The sequence below is a fragment of the Parabacteroides sp. KHUB-02 genome (assembly GCF_056640955.1).
Map to the genome: position 1 here is coordinate 4,070,371 of NZ_JBWQEV010000001.1, position 18,546 is coordinate 4,088,916.

General features: G+C 44.9%; 16 protein-coding genes. 5 read left to right on the forward strand and 11 right to left on the reverse strand.

Annotated features, from left to right (window positions below; all coding sequences use genetic code 11):
- Positions 1-101: 101 nt before the first annotated feature.
- Positions 102-1,244 carry a clostripain-related cysteine peptidase gene (locus ACYIA1_RS17370; RefSeq protein WP_480336096.1) on the reverse strand — a complete coding sequence of 381 codons (1,143 nt, stop codon included), beginning with the start codon at positions 1,242-1,244 and terminating at the stop codon, positions 102-104.
- A gap of 151 nt (positions 1,245-1,395) precedes the next feature.
- Here ACYIA1_RS17370 and ACYIA1_RS17375 point away from each other — a divergent pair, with 151 nt between their 5' ends.
- Together ACYIA1_RS17375 and ACYIA1_RS17380 are read left to right on the forward strand one after the other, a co-directional pair.
- Positions 1,396-1,956: a DUF3575 domain-containing protein gene (locus ACYIA1_RS17375; protein WP_008772996.1), complete on the forward strand. Its 561-nt coding sequence runs from the start codon at positions 1,396-1,398 to the stop codon at positions 1,954-1,956.
- A gap of 12 nt (positions 1,957-1,968) precedes the next feature.
- Positions 1,969-2,475: a DUF3868 domain-containing protein gene (locus tag ACYIA1_RS17380; protein ID WP_008772995.1), complete on the forward strand. Its 507-nt coding sequence runs from the start codon at positions 1,969-1,971 to the stop codon at positions 2,473-2,475.
- A 137-nt stretch (positions 2,476-2,612) separates the two neighbouring features.
- Here the strand turns inward: ACYIA1_RS17380 and ACYIA1_RS17385 are convergent, their stop codons facing one another.
- Both ACYIA1_RS17385 and ACYIA1_RS17390 read right to left on the reverse strand, forming a co-directional pair.
- Positions 2,613-3,161, reverse strand: coding sequence for a hypothetical protein (locus ACYIA1_RS17385; protein WP_122378418.1), 549 nt, complete (start codon positions 3,159-3,161; stop codon positions 2,613-2,615).
- Entirely contained in the window at positions 3,161-4,156 is a 996-nt protein-coding gene (locus ACYIA1_RS17390; protein ID WP_195471852.1) for an AAA family ATPase, read from the reverse strand. The genes ACYIA1_RS17385 and ACYIA1_RS17390 overlap by 1 nt, the downstream gene beginning before the upstream one ends.
- A gap of 309 nt (positions 4,157-4,465) precedes the next feature.
- Between ACYIA1_RS17390 and ACYIA1_RS17395 the strand changes: the two genes are divergently transcribed.
- Together ACYIA1_RS17395 and ACYIA1_RS17400 are read left to right on the forward strand one after the other, a co-directional pair.
- The gene (locus tag ACYIA1_RS17395) at positions 4,466-5,155 is read left to right on the forward strand and encodes a type 1 glutamine amidotransferase domain-containing protein (RefSeq protein WP_272059128.1); all 690 of its coding nucleotides are present in this window, start codon (positions 4,466-4,468) and stop codon (positions 5,153-5,155) included.
- A 55-nt stretch (positions 5,156-5,210) separates the two neighbouring features.
- Positions 5,211-5,939 (forward strand): nitroreductase family protein, encoded by a 729-nt coding sequence (locus ACYIA1_RS17400; protein ID WP_057326109.1) that lies wholly within the window; start codon positions 5,211-5,213, stop codon positions 5,937-5,939.
- 94 nt (positions 5,940-6,033) lie between these two features.
- Here ACYIA1_RS17400 and ACYIA1_RS17405 read toward each other — a convergent pair whose 3' ends face one another.
- The 7 genes from ACYIA1_RS17405 to ACYIA1_RS17435 all read right to left on the reverse strand — a co-directional run bounded on the left by ACYIA1_RS17405 (position 6,034) and on the right by ACYIA1_RS17435 (position 13,832).
- Positions 6,034-6,444 (reverse strand): hypothetical protein, encoded by a 411-nt coding sequence (locus ACYIA1_RS17405; RefSeq protein ID WP_005863355.1) that lies wholly within the window; start codon positions 6,442-6,444, stop codon positions 6,034-6,036.
- 883 nt (positions 6,445-7,327) lie between these two features.
- Positions 7,328-8,254: a fimbrillin family protein gene (locus ACYIA1_RS17410; protein ID WP_480336100.1), complete on the reverse strand. Its 927-nt coding sequence runs from the start codon at positions 8,252-8,254 to the stop codon at positions 7,328-7,330.
- Between the two features lie 27 nt (positions 8,255-8,281).
- Entirely contained in the window at positions 8,282-9,313 is a 1,032-nt protein-coding gene (locus ACYIA1_RS17415; protein ID WP_008779078.1) for a fimbrillin family protein, read from the reverse strand.
- Between the two features lie 54 nt (positions 9,314-9,367).
- Positions 9,368-10,348, reverse strand: a complete 981-nt coding sequence (locus ACYIA1_RS17420; RefSeq protein WP_008779079.1) for a fimbrillin family protein — start codon at positions 10,346-10,348, stop codon at positions 9,368-9,370.
- 44 nt (positions 10,349-10,392) lie between these two features.
- Positions 10,393-11,304, reverse strand: coding sequence for a DUF5119 domain-containing protein (locus tag ACYIA1_RS17425; RefSeq protein ID WP_480336103.1), 912 nt, complete (start codon positions 11,302-11,304; stop codon positions 10,393-10,395).
- Between the two features lie 132 nt (positions 11,305-11,436).
- Positions 11,437-12,291, reverse strand: a complete 855-nt coding sequence (locus tag ACYIA1_RS17430) for a helix-turn-helix transcriptional regulator (RefSeq protein ID WP_005859912.1) — start codon at positions 12,289-12,291, stop codon at positions 11,437-11,439.
- A gap of 11 nt (positions 12,292-12,302) precedes the next feature.
- Positions 12,303-13,832 (reverse strand): glycoside hydrolase family 10-like protein, encoded by a 1,530-nt coding sequence (locus ACYIA1_RS17435; protein WP_008772985.1) that lies wholly within the window; start codon positions 13,830-13,832, stop codon positions 12,303-12,305.
- 206 nt (positions 13,833-14,038) lie between these two features.
- Between ACYIA1_RS17435 and uvrA the strand changes: the two genes are divergently transcribed.
- Complete coding sequence (uvrA, locus tag ACYIA1_RS17440; RefSeq protein WP_005863345.1) at positions 14,039-16,822, forward strand: excinuclease ABC subunit UvrA; 2,784 nt, start codon at positions 14,039-14,041, stop codon at positions 16,820-16,822.
- 88 nt (positions 16,823-16,910) lie between these two features.
- Here the strand turns inward: uvrA and ACYIA1_RS17445 are convergent, their stop codons facing one another.
- Complete coding sequence (locus ACYIA1_RS17445; protein ID WP_048927038.1) at positions 16,911-18,542, reverse strand: RagB/SusD family nutrient uptake outer membrane protein; 1,632 nt, start codon at positions 18,540-18,542, stop codon at positions 16,911-16,913.
- Between the last annotated feature and the right edge of the window lie 4 nt (positions 18,543-18,546).

The following is an 18,546-nucleotide window of genomic DNA, read 5'->3' on the forward strand; positions in this document are numbered from 1 at the left end:
TATTAGCAGTATTCTTTACGGTTATTTCTATAATGGCGGCAGGTTTCTTGATATTCCTGTATACCCCTCGTGGTAAACGCTGGCTAAGAGATGAGTTTTAATCATTGATATACATCTTTATACCACTCAAGATACTTGTACCACTCATTTAGTTTGGGCAAGGCTTCTTGGGGGACGTAAATGGATAGGCCGCTGAATTTGTTGATTGGTAAAGGAGTTCCTGACGGATAAGGGTAGGAGTAAAAACTCTTTGGAGTGGCCGCTTTATACGTAATAGCCTTATCTAGGGCTTGCTTGAATTTGGCATATTGTTCTGCCGTAGCCAGCCGACTTACATAATCGTCAAAATCATATAAGGCATGATAATTATGGGTTAAATATTCCATTATCTGCAAGTCTTTCACGGGCACGGCGAAAAGATCCGTTTCCGTCTTATCTTTGAATATCGCACGACTGATAGTGGCAAGTTCATCTAACGCTGAGCTTTTTATGACGGAGATTGTGGCGTATGGATATATGCCATTCTTATAATGTTCATAAAATTGGGTGGCTATCCCCACCACGTCCGCATCTTTCTTGAACATATCCCCCATTATCGATTGATAAGGGAAGCCGTTCGCCAATATCTCCGTTGGCGAGCCGATAATATAATCCGCGCATCCCCGGAAAGCGTAAGCTACCTCGGCACACGACATATAACAAGCGTCGAACAAAATAAAATCAAAATGATACTTCGATAAAGCGGAGGCCAAATCATTGATCTCCATGAAATTATTCTTCCCATCCTGCCCGAAAGAACGCAGATAGCTATAGATATCCGAAGGTAGCCATCCCGTTCCGTGACTCCACAGCACCAACCCGTAACTATCCGCCGGATATTCCTTTTGTACCTTGTCGATTATTTGCGTCAGCGTCTCGGTAGAGGCCGAGTTCTGGTTCGAGTCGTAGGTCTCGAGCACGATCTGCCGGATGGTATCCGCTTCCAGCTTTAATTGAAAAAGCTGGGGAGCCTCGTTCTGCTTATCCGTATAGATCAACAAATTGCCGTTGTTCAATCCATCTCGCTCAATCCCTTCCTTTATCGCCCTCAGGTTTTGGCTCACGTATCCATTCAAGCTATTATCCCCCGCGAAATAGATAAGAACCGTACGAGGGGCGGTAGTAGGGATAACGACCTCCTCTTTATCGCAAGCGACAAACGAAAGGAGTGACAGGAAAAAAATCACGATATATTTAGCCTTCATGAGTCATATTCTGGATTTATTTTACAAAGATAACGTTTTTCATTTGAAATCATGGATATTATATAAGTTAACGTACAAATGAACTGATAAATAATATTTATATTTGTACGGTTTTGTCTCTTAAATAAACAAACCTAATGAACCGGGAGATATGAATAAACTATATTTACTGTTAGTATTTCTTTTGTCAACCTTTATGGATATTCTAGGACAGGTCGTGGCCGTGAAGACTAATGTGCTTTATGACGCGATCACTACGCCGAACGTAGGGGCGGAGGTCGCGTTCAACAAGCATTGGTCGGTTGAGGCATCGGGGTATTATAACGGTTGGACATTCTCGAGCGATAAGTCCTTTAAGCATTGGATGATACAACCAGAGGCACGCTACTGGATACACGAGCGTTTCAACGGACATTTCTTCGGGGTTCATGCCCAGTATATGGATTACGATTTCGCCGGTTTGAAGCTCCTGTATGGGATGGAGAAAAAGAATAGTTATAACGGTAACGCTTATGGCGGCGGTATCTCTTATGGTTATCAGTTATACGTGTCGCCCCGTTGGAACGTGGAGTTCACGGCGGGTTTCGGATACTTGCATTTCGAATATGATAAGTACGCTTTTCCTAGAGGAGATGCGCCTATCGGCAAGTTCCGCAACGAGTATTGGGGATTAACAAAGGCGGGTATCAGTATCGTTTACATCATCAAATAAAGAGATAAATCTATGAAGACATTCATTTATATATGCTTGCTTGTGATCGGCCTTGTTCTTCCGGCAGGAGCGCAGGTACCTATACAATCTTACCGGGGGCAAGTCTCCGTGAAGCAAAACCGCATCGAGCGGGAGGGCAACTCCTTGCGTCTAGACCTAACGATCAGTGTCTGCGGACTCTCCGTGGGACGATATCAAACCCTGTCCTTGATGCCGATGTTGCGTAGCGACAGAGATTCCGTAGTCATGGCCCCGGTAGTACTAAACGGGGCAAACAAGCAAAAAATGTACGACCGTACCTTAGTTTTCGAAGGCAAGAAAGCCGCCGATGGCGACACTTATACGGTAATCAAGAACACCCCGGAACTGATCCGGGAAATCCCCTATGAACTATCGATTCCATACCACCCATGGATGAAGAACGCCGCTCTGATCTTGGTTGGGGAGTTGGATAATTATGAAGGTGCGCCATTACGAACATTCGTAAACGTATTGACAGAACATTTGGACATTCCGTAAAATAGTTTTTAACGCATTCCGTTATCTTGCAAGTACTGTCGAATAAGCGTAGGCGGTAGACTTGGGTATGGGCTTGTGCCTGCAATGTGTTCTGTATCTTTCGCTATGTTTCAGTCCACAATATCCCAAGAAGCTTGCTACAGTTTTGATGTTTGCCCATCAATAAGAGCTTTCATTTCTGCGCTATTAGAACTATATTGCTTTTCTTTCAAATATTTAATGGCATTCCTTAGGATTGTTATTTCTTCTGCGCTCTTAATTTCGTGAAATAACTTTTTGAAGTTCGTATCCTCTTTGCTCGATACTTGCTTTGTCTGCGCTGTAAAAGATCTCAATTCATCTGAAAGATCGAATTGTTTCATCTCAACTTTCTCTTCCTTAGCGCATTTTAGGATAAAGCGGTCTACGGCAGGATCGATCATTATTAAGAAATGAGCCTTGTCCGGGTGTTTGTAAAAATATAGGGAGTCCGTATGTCCTATTTCCGCAAATTCGTTGACGTAACTGACCTGTCGTTTGTCTTTATCCACTATTCCAACCGCGAATTTATCCGATAACTTTTCTTTCATCACTTTTACGACGTTGTTACAGCCTTTCTGATGATTATATCCTTTAGCGGTGGGAACCAACGTCTCGATTAGGTTTGTATCGACGTAGCATTCCGGAATTATGTAGAGTTCTGCCATTATCTTAAGAAGGTTTCGGTGTTGAAAAATAGGTCGATGCCATATTCGTACATTTCTTGTACTTCTGTGTCACTGGCTCTTTTCACGAAAGTTTCCCCATTCCTGAAGTCAACTAGGTAAATGGCAAGTTTGTCACTCGGTAATTCCAGAAAGTCGTTAACCACATAAGGACTGTGTGTCGTTATAAAAAACTGGTTTCTGTCCGATTGGATAATATCCTGCGTTACCTTTGATATGAAAGGAGGGTATGAGTGGGCTTCCGGTTCTTCAAAAACTAATGCGGACTCACTGTTACTTTCAATAGCCGCTTTGTAGAAAATCATACGCTGCAGGGTATCGGCTATGGAATGAAATGGAATTAAAAATATCTCTCCCGGTTTCTTTTCTTTCATTACTTTAATCTCCTGGCTATTGGTATCGAAGACATATTTCAAGCCATAGTCGTTGAAAATAGTTCTTAATTCTTCTTTCAACTTGGGCATCATGGAAACGATATTCATCAAATTGCTTCCTCCCGGAGGTAATAGGAAAGGAATCGGTAATTTCTCTTTATCGAATGCTGGTGGATAGAGATAGCATTTGAAAGGGTTTGCCGTTGGAATATCTATATTCTTCTTGGCGGGTATCGTCAAGTTGGAAATAGTAAAAGCTACATCTTGTGCGGGATGAGCCGGATTGGTTTGCGAATAAAGAAGTCCCATGTTATCCATTTTTACTTCTACATTCACCTTGTTCGTTTTCACAGAAATTGGGCTATCTACATGGCCGTCGAAAAATAACTCTGCATCGTTCTCCGTACGGATAAACTGCTGGATGCTTCTTTTCCGGGTATATTTCAAATAGGGCAGACAAAACAAGGACATCGCTTCCAATAGATTACTTTTACCCACATTCGGCTTGCCAATAATCAAGTTGATCCTCCGGCATTGGTCTAAAGTCACATCTTTGAGTGACTTGAAGTTGCTTATATGAATATGATTTATGATAGTTTCCATTTTATGACTTTATGTGATTTAAACAGGATTCACAAAGATAATGATTTTTCTATGACTTTATGTGATTTGAGCTGGCTTACTTTGCCAACGAAGTTAACTTACTTTGCGAATTTTTGAAAAGGTCTCATACGCCTGAAAAACTAGACGGATCAATGTCTTTCAAAAATAACACATTTTCTCATCCGAGGCGAAAAAAGGATTTGCAGGTTTTCATATTTTCGGATTATGTTAAAGATTCCATATTCTGAAAAACAATCTATCCATGTGTATGTTTTCTTTTAAAGAATATGAATCAATAATTTGATTATCATGAAGATTTTAATAATAGTTACTAGCACAGGGACTTTTGCCAATGGGAAACTCGCGACCGGATTATGGCTTAGTGAGTTTACTCATATCTATCATAGTGCAAAAGAAAGCGGCTATGACATAACGGTAGCCAATCCGAAAGGAGGTTATACTCCCATTGATCCCGAAAGTTTAAAACCAATTTTTTTAGATGAAATGTCCGAAAAGTATTGGGAAAAGCCAGAATTCAAAAAGCTGTTGGATCATGCAAACAGTTTGGATAACCTGTTGGAACAACAGGTTGATTGTGTCTATTTAGCCGGCGGACACGGTGCGATGTATGACTTTCCTGACAATGAAGCTTTAAAGACTATCGTAAGGAAACAGGATGAAAGTGGGAGGATAGTGTCGGCCATCTGCCACGGGGTCAGTGGGTTGTTGAATGTCAAACTATCCAATGGCGAATATATGATTAAAGGCAAAAAGCTGACGGGATTCAGTTGGTTTGAGGAAAGTCTTGCCAGAAGAAAAGAAGACGTGCCTTTTGATCTTGAAGCGTTGTTGAAAGAGAGAGGAGCGGATTATGAAAAAGCATTGATACCTATGACTTCAAAAATAGTTGTAGATAATAATCTGATTACTGGGCAGGACCCGTTCAGTTCTAAAGAAATGGCGAAGGTCGTTATGCGGCAATTAAATAAAGCACAATAATAAATGGCTGAAGTAATCAGCTGGGAATAAATGTTTAATTCAAATCAGTATCATTATGAATTTAGATGAAGTCCTTCATCATCGTCGTTCTGTACGGGTGTATGATAAAGAAAAACCAATAGATACGGAAAAGGTAAAACATTGTTTGGAACTGGCTACATTGGCTCCTAACAGTTCTGATATGCAATTATGGGAATTTTACCATATTACAGAACCTGAATTATTGGCAAAAATTTCAAGGGACTGCCTTGGTCAGAAAGCGGCTTCTACCGCTTCACAAATTGTCATTTTTGTGGTTCGGCGTGACTGGTACAAGAAACATGCGCGATTCGTACTCAATTTTGAACGGGAGAACATTCGTCATTACAGTCCTAAAGAACGTCAGGACAAACGTATTAAGGATCGGGAAATATATTACGGTATATTGATGCCCTTTGTTTATGCCCGGTTCTTCGGTATTCTCGGATTGCTCAGGAAATTGTTGGCTAATATAATCAGTATTTTCCGTCCTATGATGCTTGAAGTTTCCGAGAATGACATACGTGTGACAGCCCATAAATCCTGTGCGCTTGCCGCACAAACGTTTATGATTGCGATGGCAAACGAAGGCTATGACACGTGTCCCTTAGAAGGGCTGGACAGCCGTCGGCTAAAAAGGACATTGAAACTACCTCATGGTGCTGAAATAAATATGGCTATTCCTTGTGGGATACGGGATGGAAATAAAGGCATTTGGGGAGAACGTTGCAGAGTACCTTTTGAAGATGTTTATCGTAAACTTTAAGGCCTCCTTTTTTAAGGCTGGAATTTTCACTCACAAATAAAAAGTACAAATATCAAGTATAAGTGGTAGATGTTGTAGATGTTCGCATGAGCCGTTAATTCCCTATCTCGCAAAAATAAGTGACTTGTATCCATTGGCCATTCTGAAAGTGGATAAGTTGAAGGACGGCCCGATGGCTGTTGATGGTGAGGTTGGCGGTAATCTGCTCCGTGGAGAATGAGTGGTGAGCGTATTTGGCAGTGTGGTTGATGATCTTGTTGGCATACGTCTCTTTTCCTTCCTTTTCCCACGTGAAGATAGCGCGATCGAAATCTAGCGTGAAACGATCATGGAAGGTGTTTCCTTTCCATGTCTGACCCAAGGGCTTGACGCCTTGTGGAGTATCAACGCATTCTGTTATCCGGCAAGTGTTGTCGGATAAATGTAGGTGATAGACTTGGGCATGGGCTTGCGTGGCAAGCAGGAGCCATAGCGACAAGACGGGTAACAGGAGGATCGTCTTCATTTAATGGATAAGGGCAACCTGTCTCCATCGGTTGCCGGGCTAAAAATACAGAAGCGTGGAAACTATTGATATTACCGTATTGAGGCTCTGGACGGCCCTATCCATGTAATAAACAATAGCCCACGCCATGCTGTTATATCGTCCAGAGCGATTACTGGTAAATATAGCACCGACGTGAGCGTTTATTGTCTATTATCCATGGATATGAAATTGTCCAGATTTCAATACGGGATAATATCTTTAAACGCTCTTCGTTAACTTATGTCCTCCTTCAGTGACCTACGCTTAGATATGAGGGATTATCGCAAATATAGGAAGAATAATTGATATCCGTATGCTATGTGGGGAGAAGTTTCCTCGCGGATTGACATTTTGACAAAATGTAAACGGAAGTCCGTGAGAGTCGATTATTTCGGGCGGATGTACGTCTCGCTTCCAAATACGCAAGAAAAAAACAGCAATTGTTTAGTAGACAGACAGATGTTGGAAAATGGCCTTTTATTCTAGCGAAATTAATTCATCGTAACTCATGGTTTGCCGGGTGTTTGGGCGATTCCATAAGGTTACGATAGGGTTATAATAAGGTTATAACGCCTTTCTCATTAGGTTATAACCCTATTCTTAGCTGCTTACGATGCCCAACGTAACCATATGTGTCGCCTAACGCGGCCTTTCGCGTTGGCTTTCGCAACCTATTGTGTGTGAAAAGGGGTACTTTTGAGATGGAAAAGGGCACTAATGGCTATCTCCTTCTCGTTGTTTTGTGGTTCTTGCGGGAAGGGGATGTCACGATATATGGCTTATATTGCTCAGAAAAACAGAATAACACCTGTTTCGCTAACAGAATGTATTTTTCGCCATAGGGCGCTAAATACGTACGTTCTTAAATACCAATCTCACCAGAACCTTCCGGGCCTTCTGTCCAAGGATTGATGGAGGCACCTACGTTGATGTCTTCGGCTTGTATGGTGAAGGTATATTTCTGCTTCTTGCCGGCGATGAATGCTTGGGAGGGATGAACCTCGTAGGTATGGTCGCTGATGGAGAAACGGAACGTGGGAGCCTCGCCGGGCCAGAGCAGGTAGTTTGTCGATACGGTAGCCTCGGCGGGAGTGATGGTAATCGGTGCGGCGAGCGGAATTGGATAGTCCGCCACCGTATTCGAGGCGGTTAACCGGCCGGTCTGGATATTCATGTGGATGGATGACGGGTAATTTACCAACTCCACTTTTTGCAAGATTAGGGGTTCCTTGATATCATCGGCTTTCTTTATGACGATCGTGATGGCGGATAATTGGTGGTTGAAGGTGAGGGCGACGGTGGCGGTTGAGCTGTTGGTGTCGGTCTCTACGTCCATCTTTCCCTTGTTTAGGATCGGGGTAGCATACATGATATCGATCTGGTCTTTTAGGTCGTAGCTAGCTTCGGAATTACTCAGCGAGGCTTGATACGGATAGTAAGCGTAGAAATCGATGACCGTATCGGAGGCTACCGGGAAATGAGCGTCCATATCGGAGGTATAGGCCGTACCGTCTGTCGTGGTATAGGCTTGGTTGGTTAGGTCGGGACGTGGGGTGAGGGGGGCGGTTTGGCCTAGCTTATGGCCCCATCCGTATATCCCAATCGGCAGGTCGGTCGGCATGGTAGACTCGGTATGTATCGCTTTCGATTCCAACCTGTAGGGGGAGGCGCTGAAAAGGATAACGGTGGGTGTCTGTTGGGAAGGCACGGAATTATCATCGTTAGTGCAGCTATTTAGCGAGAGTCCCATAAGGAGGGATACGGTGATCAGTTGTTTTGTGTATCGCATATTTTGTGTTATATCTTTTCGTTTGATTTAGTCGATTGATAGATGGATATGGTACGGGTTTGGGCCCGATGCCTTGGTTTGGGAGGCGGTAGCGGTAGAGTCCGTAGGAGTCTCCGGGATCTCGCCTCCGTTGTTTACCTCTTCGTTCGGTGTAGCGTTATCATCTACGGGAACTTCGGGAGAGGTTATTTCCGGTATATTCCGGTTGATCGTTATATCGTATTGATAATTAACCCCGGCTTCCCAAGTCCGCGGTTCATCGGAAAGGGCGACGTGGAACACGTTGCTTTCATCGTTTCCGAAAGTTAATATCATTTCGTTCGCTTTTTGGGGGAACAGGAGGAATTGGCCGGGGATTGAATTATCTCCGTTGCTTAATGTCGTGTTGGTGTCTAAAGTATAGGTTGTTTGTCCTGCGATGTCGCTTAATTGACCGTGCCATATATCTAGGGTGGCGCTTTGTGGGGCGACAATTTGTACTTTGGTTAGAGGGAGGTCTATAGTGACTCCTGTATTTTTTATGATGTTTATTGTTATTTGGGTAAGTAAGTGGTGGAACTCAAATACTAATACGGAGGACTTCTTTGACTGATTCAGTAAAGAGGCGTACATGAGGTCGTATTGATCGACGGTGTTGTCTTTGAGGGTGACGGTGGTATATTGGGTATTTCCATAATCAGAACCTATTGTAGGAAATGATAGAAAAGGATAGATTGCAAAAAAGTCAAGTTGTTCTTTATCTGGGAAATAATATGTATTATTATATTCAATATCACCATTGAAATTAGAAATACCTTTAATATTGTCAAATAAAATTGGTTCCCATAGATTTATTGTCGTGTTTTCTGGATGTTGTATTGAGAATATGCTGATATTAGATCCTTTAGGTAATTTGTTATTCTCTATGATTCCTTGGCTTTTTGTGGATACATTTATACATGATGATGAGAATTTGATAGGTGTAGAATGTTCATATTCATACATTAATCCTTCATTATTACAACTATTCAGTTGTAATAATAAAATGATGTATACAATGTATGAATAAATAGTTCTCATTATATAAATGTTTTTTAGCGAAAGAGGTTCAAGCCTCTTTCGCTATAAGTTTTATTATTTTACTGTAGCATTGCCGTTTGTACCGCCATCTGCCCAAGCTGTAATTGATGATGTTAATTCAATATTAGAACTTGTTAATGTAATTGTCAAAGTAGTCATTTTACTTTCCTTGAAGCTTAGTGAACCAAAAGAAGTAGTAGAAAGAGTTTGACCGTCAATCGTCAATGACAAATTTGTTATTGAGGCTTCTGGGATAACAATAGGAGACCAATCTGTATAAATATCTCCATCTGCATTTTCAATAATTGTATATGTGCTTGCTTTAGTTATTGTGACTGGGCTTGCACTTGTCGCATCTCCTGTTTGGGCTACCATATCAAAAACTTTTGAGCCTTTATCTAGGCTTACTGATATATTCGTTAACTTAGCCTCTCCAGTGTAAGATGCGTCTTTTTTGAATACAAATTTGATTTTTGAAAGCATATGTTTAAAACCAATGTTAGCAGGAGAAGGTGCAGTACCTTCATACTCACTAGTTAGTTCAAGCTTTCCCATCAATAGGTCTGTTGTTTCTCCAGTAGTCGGAACAGTAACGGTGATCTTTTCTGCATTACTACCAGAAGCAGCTGTCCTTTTGTAATTTGCATTAGTATCGTCAGCTATTCTTGGATAATATGCATAAAATTGATGTTTTGAACCACGTTTCCAAAACATCGTTTTATTTTCAGTAGCTGTTTCGGAAAGTTTATTATCTGAGCCAACAGTAAAAGATACATTATCTTTACTTGGCGTACCTAAACTTGCTCCTGTCGGTACTTCTCCTAAATACATTGTTATCCCCATTATCTCACCTACGTCAAAAGCTTCAGCTGTTTCTCCTGGTGCAGCTTTTGTCTGTACCCCCAATATTGAACTCCCAAATTCAATAGGAGTAGGTTCATTCTGGTTCACTTGTGGTTGATCCGGATTCTCAATCTCATTTGTACAGCTAACCATGGCTGCCATGGCCAACATACTAATCATTAACTTTTTCATTTTACCCTAATTTAAGTTGTTACTATTTGTATATCATTTTAATCTTATTCGATTGTGGTCTCTTCGCCGGGACCTACTTCCCAGTTCGTGAGGCGGATCGTGAATTTCGGGCTCTTCTCAACCGTGGCATTTATAGTCACGTTGACATGAGGAGTGTCTATTTCATTTAATTTGTCCTCTAAGTCGGCGGTAGCGGAAACCATGCTACCGTCGCTTAGGGTAAAATCTATTGTCACTTGATTCGTGACAGGTTTTTGTTCTTCTTCCTTAGGGAGGGCGGTACCTAATATGATCAGATCGCCGTTTACTCCTTTATCGGAGGTTTCCATATCGAACTCTACATTTGTGGATGCCTCGGTCACTACCTTGCGTTTACTCAAGTTTAATGAGGTGGATACGCCCGATAATGAACCTTTGCAAGTCTTTATCTCCTCCGGTTTGTCTACCTGTACCGTAAAGGTTACGTGGCGGACCAACGGAGTCAGTACCAAAGTGCCCGACTTGTCTTGCCCCGGTGTGATCTCCAATGAATCGACGACAAACCCATACAACGGGGTTATGCCTTGCGATGCCTGTCCGGTGGCCTTCGTCTGGAGGATATAAGCCTCCGCTTCGTCGAACCTTGACATATTACGAAAGTCGATATTCTTCGCGTCGTAATTAAAAACCAGTATTTTATAGGTGGCCGGCGGTAAGAACAACATCATGCTATTTGCGTCCCCATCCGTCTGTATCATAGGCCCTCCCTCCGAAGGGTAAATACAATATCGAAGTTTCTCGGGAGCCGGAAAGCCGGGTATCACGCTATCCCAACGAAGGGTGTAGGTGATGAAACCGGTACTCTCTTTTTTCGGTTCGTCAGATCTCTCGCAACTGCATTCTATCACTAAACTCGTAATAAATAGAATGGCGATCGTGACCTTTAAGATAATACTTGTCTTATTGTACCTATACATTTTATTTTTCTTTGAAAATCAATTATGATTGACCTTCTGGACGCAAATGTATAGGTAATGCTAAAGGGGAGAATTGTTATTTTTGTCCAAAGAGTTGCAAAAGTTGAGAGATTTTAAAAAAATCATTGAATATTATGTATTTTCATCCTTTAGAGAACGGACAGAGCGGGGAGATTGGCCGAAATTAGCCCTGCAGAAGTGCGAGAAGTTAGAAAGCGATTCAAAACCATACTTGTAACAAATCTCGGATATGGAAAGCTCGGTCATGATAAGGTCGTTGTGGATGTCTTGGCATTTGCGTTTCAGCATCCATTGGTAGGCGGGCTCTCCGAACGTATCCTTGAAGATACGGCGGAAGGTGGGTACACTGTAGCCTCCCAATTGGGCGAAGGTCTCCACGTCTTTCGCCTTTTGGTAGTTCTGCATCACGAAATACTGGAAACTGTGGCTATACCGGTAAATCGGGGCGTAAAAGGCGGCTAGCTCCTTGATGGGGTAGTAGCAGTTCAGCAAGTAGACCATCTCCGAGCGTTTGGCTTGCATCAGCCCGGAGCATCTTAAATCATCGTTGAGGTAGAGCTTCATGCCCTCGATGAAGAGTTGTATCGGCGGAACCATCGTCATTACGATGGGCTGCTGGCGTTCGTTCTCCACGATGGAGATGCCTTTGTTGAAACGGTTGTCGCATATGTTTTGCGGACGCTCGAAGAGATAGATGATACATTCGGTGTAGTCGAGTACCTTGCACTCCACTTTCGAGCCGATCGGTTGCAATACGAACTGTCCGCCCCGGAACGTAGTGTCCGGGTGCTCCTCGCTGTTCAGCCAGATCTCTCCCTTGACTAGGAAAAAGACCATGTTCTGCATGCATCTTGTCTGAGGGATCACGTACCCTTTCGGATAAAGACGATACTTGAATATGTCCCTCTGGTAGAAACTACAAGAGGAACAGTCGGTATATTTGGTGCAGCGATGGTCGGTTAACATAATTGGTGTCTTTATAATTTTACTTTCTTTGTCTTGCCCTCGCTCTCGTTGTGAAAGCGATCTACGGCGGTCACTACATAGCGATATTTTACCTTTCCTTTCTCGTAAGGCATCAAGTAGCCGGTTTCCCGGGTGATAGCCACGATCTTCGAGGGATCGCTCGTGTCTATTGGCTCTTTGTCGTTAAAGCGATAAACCACGAAATAAGAGGCTAGCTCCGGATTCGTGGGGCTTTGCTCCGCTTGCCAGTGCAAGAGGAAGCCCTTGGGCGTCCATTCGGTCTTTAGCTTGCTTACGTCTTTTGGCGGACGGTTATGCATATGGGTATAGGCCGGGATAAGGGCCGGGTAACGGTGGTAGTTCCGTTTCAGGCTGTCGGCTACGCCCTTGTTGTTCCATAGAATCTCATTGGCGGGCCAGAAACAATTGCCGCTCACGTGAGGCAAGGCACGCTCGTAGCGCATCTTGCGGGTCAGTTGATCCGCTTTCATGGTGCGGGCCACGTCTTGCCCGATATATAAATGACCTCCGTTGGCGTTTTTGTCCCACCATTTGATAAGCGTGATGTAATCCGCCGCCGGGTGTCCGATCTCCCAATAGATCTGGGGGATGTTATAATCGATCCAACCTTGCTGTACCCAATAGGTGATATCGGCGTAGAGGTCGTCGTAGTTTTGCAGGCCGTTGGTATTGCTACCCGATCCGTCCGCGGTGCTTTTCTTGTTGCGGTAGATGCCGAAGGGACTGATACCGAAGCGTACCCAAGGCTTGGTGAGCAAGATGGTACGTTTCAATTCCCGGATCAGGGTATTCACGTTCTCCCGGCGCCAATCGTTCCTTTGCGCCTCGCTGTATCCTTTTCGCAAGCCGTATTTCCGGAAGCTGTTATCATCCGGGAAAGGCATACCCGCTACGGGATAGGGATAGAAGTAATCATCCATATGGATCGCGTCCACGTCGTAACGGCCGACGATATCACGCACTACCCGGCAGATAAACTGACGGCTTTCCGGCAATCCCGGGTCGAAAAGGATTTGTTTATTATAAGTGACAAACCATTCGGGATGTTTATGATAGATGTGGGAATCGGCGAAACGGGTGTTTCCCGCCGTGCTCGCCCGGTAAGGATTCAACCAAGCGTGAAACTCCATGTTCCGTTTATGGCATTCTTGGATTAGGAAGGCCATCGGGTCGAACTCACCTGCTGGGGCTACGCCCTGCTCTCCGGTGAAGAAGCGGCTCCACGGCTCGATATCGGATTTATAGAAAGCGTCCGCCTCGGGGCGCACCTGAAAGATGATGGCGTTGATGCCGCATGCTTGCAGGTAATTAAGCTTGCGGATGAAGTCTTTTTTCATCCGGGCGGGAGTCATATCCTTGTATTCGCCTTGAAAAGCGGTCTGTATCCATGCTCCCCTAAACTCTCGCTTGGCCTCCTTGCCCGTACTCGTAGCCGGACGAGGCTTCTCGCGAACCGTAGAACATGAGGTTATCGCACAAAAGAGAATCGCTACTAAGAAGCGAAAATATTTAATATACATGGGTGCCTTGCTGTGTTTGTCTATGAAATTTTCAACAAATGTAGAAGATTCCCTGTAAATATGAAATATTTCACCCTTGTTATTTTATTTACTTGGCAGTAGAGACGAGGCACACCCTGTCTAACTGTGTGAATTAGTTCGATGAAGATAAGGCAGAATCGGTTAGTTTTGGCTATCTTTGCGTTAAAGAAAAAGATAAAGGTAATATGTCTGAGAGCAATTCGATTTTCATCAAGGGGGCACGTGTCAACAACTTGAAAAATATAGATGTAGAGATTCCGAGGGACAAGCTGGTGGTGATAACCGGGCTGTCGGGGAGTGGAAAATCATCGTTGGCGTTCGATACCCTTTATGCGGAGGGACAGCGTCGGTATGTAGAGAGTTTATCCGCTTACGCCCGCCAGTTCTTGGGGAGGATGAGTAAGCCGGAATGCGACTATATTAAGGGAATACCGCCGGCTATCGCTATCGAGCAGAAGGTGAATACCCGTAATCCGCGTTCCACGGTCGGTACATCTACCGAGATTTATGAGTATTTACGCTTGTTATATGCTCGCGTCGGGAAGACGATATCGCCGGTTTCCGGCACCGAGGTGAAAAAACATCAGGTGAGCGATATTGTCAAGGAGGTCATGCGATACCCCGAGGGGACTCGTTTTGCCGTATTCGCCCCGGTTGTCTTGCCGGAAGGCCGGGATATGAAGGAACAGCTGGAGATCTTGCGGAAAGAAGGATATGCCCGTCTGTCGGTGAATGATACGGTATATCGTATCTCGGAGGTACTGGCCAGCGAGGAGTTACTGTCTTACCCGATCGAGTTGTTGGTGGACCGCCTGACGGTATCGGACGATAAGACCTTGAAAAGCCGTTTGGCGGATTCGGCCGAGACCGCTTTCTTTGAGGGCCATGGTACCTGTTTGATCCGTATTTATACGGAGGAAGGGGTAGTCGTGAAGGAATTCTCGAAGAAGTTCGAGGCGGATGGCATGATATTCGAGGAGCCTACCGATATGATGTTTAGCTTTAATAATCCGTTGGGCGCTTGTCCGACTTGTGAGGGGTTCGGTAAGGTGCTGGGTATCGATGAGAATCTGGTGGTGCCTGATAAAAGCTTGTCTGTCTACCAAGGAGCCGTGGTTTGCTGGAAAGGTGAGGTGATGGGGGAATGGCTGAAAGACTTTATCGTGAAGAGCGAGAAATATAACTTCCCGATCCACCGTCCGTATTACGACCTGACACAGAAAGAGAAGGATCTGTTGTGGCATGGGGCGAGAGGCTTACACGGTATCGACGATTTCTTTAAGTTCGTGGAAGAGAATCTTTATAAGATACAATACCGGGTGATGCAAGCCCGCTATCGGGGAAAGACGACTTGCCCGGTTTGTAAGGGGAGCCGCTTGAGACCGGAAGCGCTGTATGTGCAAGTGGGCGGTAAGAATATCGCCGAGCTGGTGACGATGCCGGTTTCGGAGGCAAAGGCTTTCTTTGATCAACTGGAACTGGACGAGACGGATGCGGCGATCGCTAAACGTTTGCTCACGGAAATCAATAATCGCTTGCAATTCCTGTTGGATGTGGGGTTGGGTTATCTGGCTTTAGATCGCCTCTCGGCCTCTTTATCCGGAGGAGAGAGCCAACGTATCAATCTGGCTACCTCGTTGGGTAGTAGCTTGGTGGGTTCGTTGTATATTTTGGATGAGCCGAGTATCGGTCTGCATTCCCGGGATACGGATTTGTTGATCAAGGTATTGCGACAGTTGCAAGCCTTGGGGAATACCGTGGTCGTGGTGGAGCATGATGAGGAGATTATCCGTGCGGCGGATTATATCATCGATATCGGTCCGAAAGCAGGGCGTTTGGGGGGCGAGGTCGTTTATCAAGGCGATGTGAATAACCTCCGGAAATGTACCGATAGCCACACGGTACGTTATTTGACGGGAGAGGATCAGATCGAGATCCCGCCTTATCGCCGTCCGTGGAATAATTATATAGAAGTGACAGGGGCTCGGAAGAATAACTTAAAGGGCGTGGACGTGAAGTTTCCTTTGAACGTGATGACGGTGGTTACCGGCGTGAGCGGTTCGGGTAAAAGTTCCTTGGTTCGTGATATTTTCTACGAGGGCGTGAAACGCCATTTGGATGATGCCGCTCGCCTGACCGTAGATTGCTCCGGTATCAGTGGAGATTTGAATATGATTCAGGCGATTGAGTTCGTAGACCAGAACTCGATCGGAAAGAGTTCTCGCTCGAACCCCGTGACGTATATCGGTGCTTACGATGAGATCCGTAAACTATTCGGCGAGCAGCCCCTAGCGAAGCAGATGGGATATAACGCCGCTTATTTTTCCTTTAATAAAGAAGGAGGTCGCTGCGAGGAATGTAAGGGCGAGGGCAAGATCACGGTAGAGATGCAGTTTATGGCGGATATCACCTTGGAATGCGAGGCTTGCCACGGCAAACGCTTCAAGCAGGATGTATTGGATGTAGAGTATCAAGGCGCTAACATATACGATGTGTTGGAAATGACCGTGAATCAAGCGATCGAGTTCTTCGAGAAAGGTTCCGGCTCCCAAGAGAAGAAGATCGTGAAACGCTTGAAACCGCTGCAAGACGTGGGCTTGGGCTATATCAAGCTGGGACAGACTTCCTCCACTTTATCCGGTGGTGAGAACCAACGTGTGAAACTGGCTTATTACTTAGGCCAAGAGAAGCAGCAACCTACCTTGTTCGTTTTCGACGAGCCTACGACCGGTTTACATTTTCATGATATCAAGACTTTGTTGAAAGCTTTCAATGCCTTGATCGAGAAAGGTCACTCCGTGGTAATTATCGAGCATAATATGGATGTGATCAAATGTGCGGATTATGTGATCGATTTAGGACCGGAAGGCGGAAAGGCCGGCGGACAGCTGGTTTGTGCCGGCACACCGGAGGAGATAGCGGCTTGCGAGGCATCCTATACCGGTAGGTTTTTAAGGGATAAGTTATAAAGAGACGATATAAAGACAAATGTAAATAGCTCCTGCCCGAATATTCGGATAGGAGCTATTTCTTTTAAGAAGAATGGGAGCATTCCCATTAATATCCTGGGTTTTGCTCGATGATTCCATTTTTCGCAAGGTCTATAACCGCTTGCGGTATCGGGCCGTATTCGTGGGTCCCTTTGATGAAACGGGCATTTTGGAGATGAGAGCGGAATGTCTTCTCATGCTCGAAATAAGTGTTCATCACGTCTGAGGCGATTCCCCAACGGACTAGATCAAAGAAACGTTCACCTTCTAAGGCGAATTCCAGACGTCGTTCGGTACGTAAGGCTCGGATCGCCTCCTCTTTGTCGGAAAATGACGGATATAATCCGATCCGGTATTTGGCGGCATCCGCTGTCCCGTCAGCGGTTTTTACGGTCTGGCTGTTCATGGCACGCTCGCGAACTTGGTTGATGTATTTCAATCCGGTAGCCAAATCGCCTAGTTCGATAGCAGCTTCGGCACGCCACAATAACACGTCCGCATATCGAATAATATAAACATTCAATGCGTTTACGTATGGCCAGATAGCCAAATAGTAACTTGAGTTCTTGGAGACAATACGTTTTTTCGGGCTATACGGACCGTAAACCGTAGCCTCACGAGGAGTCCAGTCATAGAGTTGGACATCTAGGAACATGATTCCGGGGCGGGCTACCGTGTGGTCTAGGCGGGTGTCTACATAATCATTTTCCGAAACGTCTATGCCGTCTTCCAAAGGCAAGCCGTTGGAGTCGGTCTTATAAGCGTTTACTAGGTTTTGGGAAGGACGAAGGAAACCATAGTTGGGATAAGGGCCTCCCGGAGGTAACAAACGGTCGCCCGGATTTCCGTTGTAGTTGTTCGGGGAGCCATCGTTGATAGAGGCTTGGACTGAAAATAAAATTTCAGGGCAGTTGTCATTTTCCGGCAAGAAGATATTCCGGAAGTCGGGGAGTAGCTGGTATTTGCCGGAATTGATCACCTCATCCGTCGCTGTAGCGCATTCCTGCCATTTGCCTTGGAACAAGTAAACTTTAGCCATATAAGCCCGGGCCGTCATCTTGCATGGACGTGCCACATCCGGCTGGGAATCCGGGAGACCTTCGTAGGCGGCCTTAAAATCATTCAGTATCTTCTCCCATAATTGATCGGATGTATACTCCTTATTCGAGATAGAGGCGAACGCGGAAGGATCGCTGACACTCTCGTCGAAATATGGGATCTGGTTATAGATGATCTTTAAGTTGAAATAGAAATGGGCACGCAGGAAACGCATCTCGGCGATACGGGTCTCCTTTTTATCATAATCGCTGCCTTTGAGGATACGGATCGCTTGGTTACAGCGGTTCACGCCCTCGTATAAGGCTAGCCATTTCCGATTGTAATCTTGGATAGTCGGGTCGATATGGAAGATTTCCATCAAGTGAACCGGGTTCTGGTCTCCCGTACCACCTCCGCCTTTGTAGGTATCGTCTGAGATCACATCGCCAAATTGCCAGTTGGAGCATCCTGAATTCAAGCCGGAGCTGGCATCGTCCATCTGCCCGTCTAGGATGGAATAGGCGGAGATAATCAATCCCTCGATGTTATTGGGATCTTGTGCTTGTTCGGGAGTCAGTTCGCCTACAGGTGTCTCTTCCAGAAAATCGCTGCATGATGTCAATGCGAATACGGCACAGGCCGCTATAATCATTTTCTTCATATTC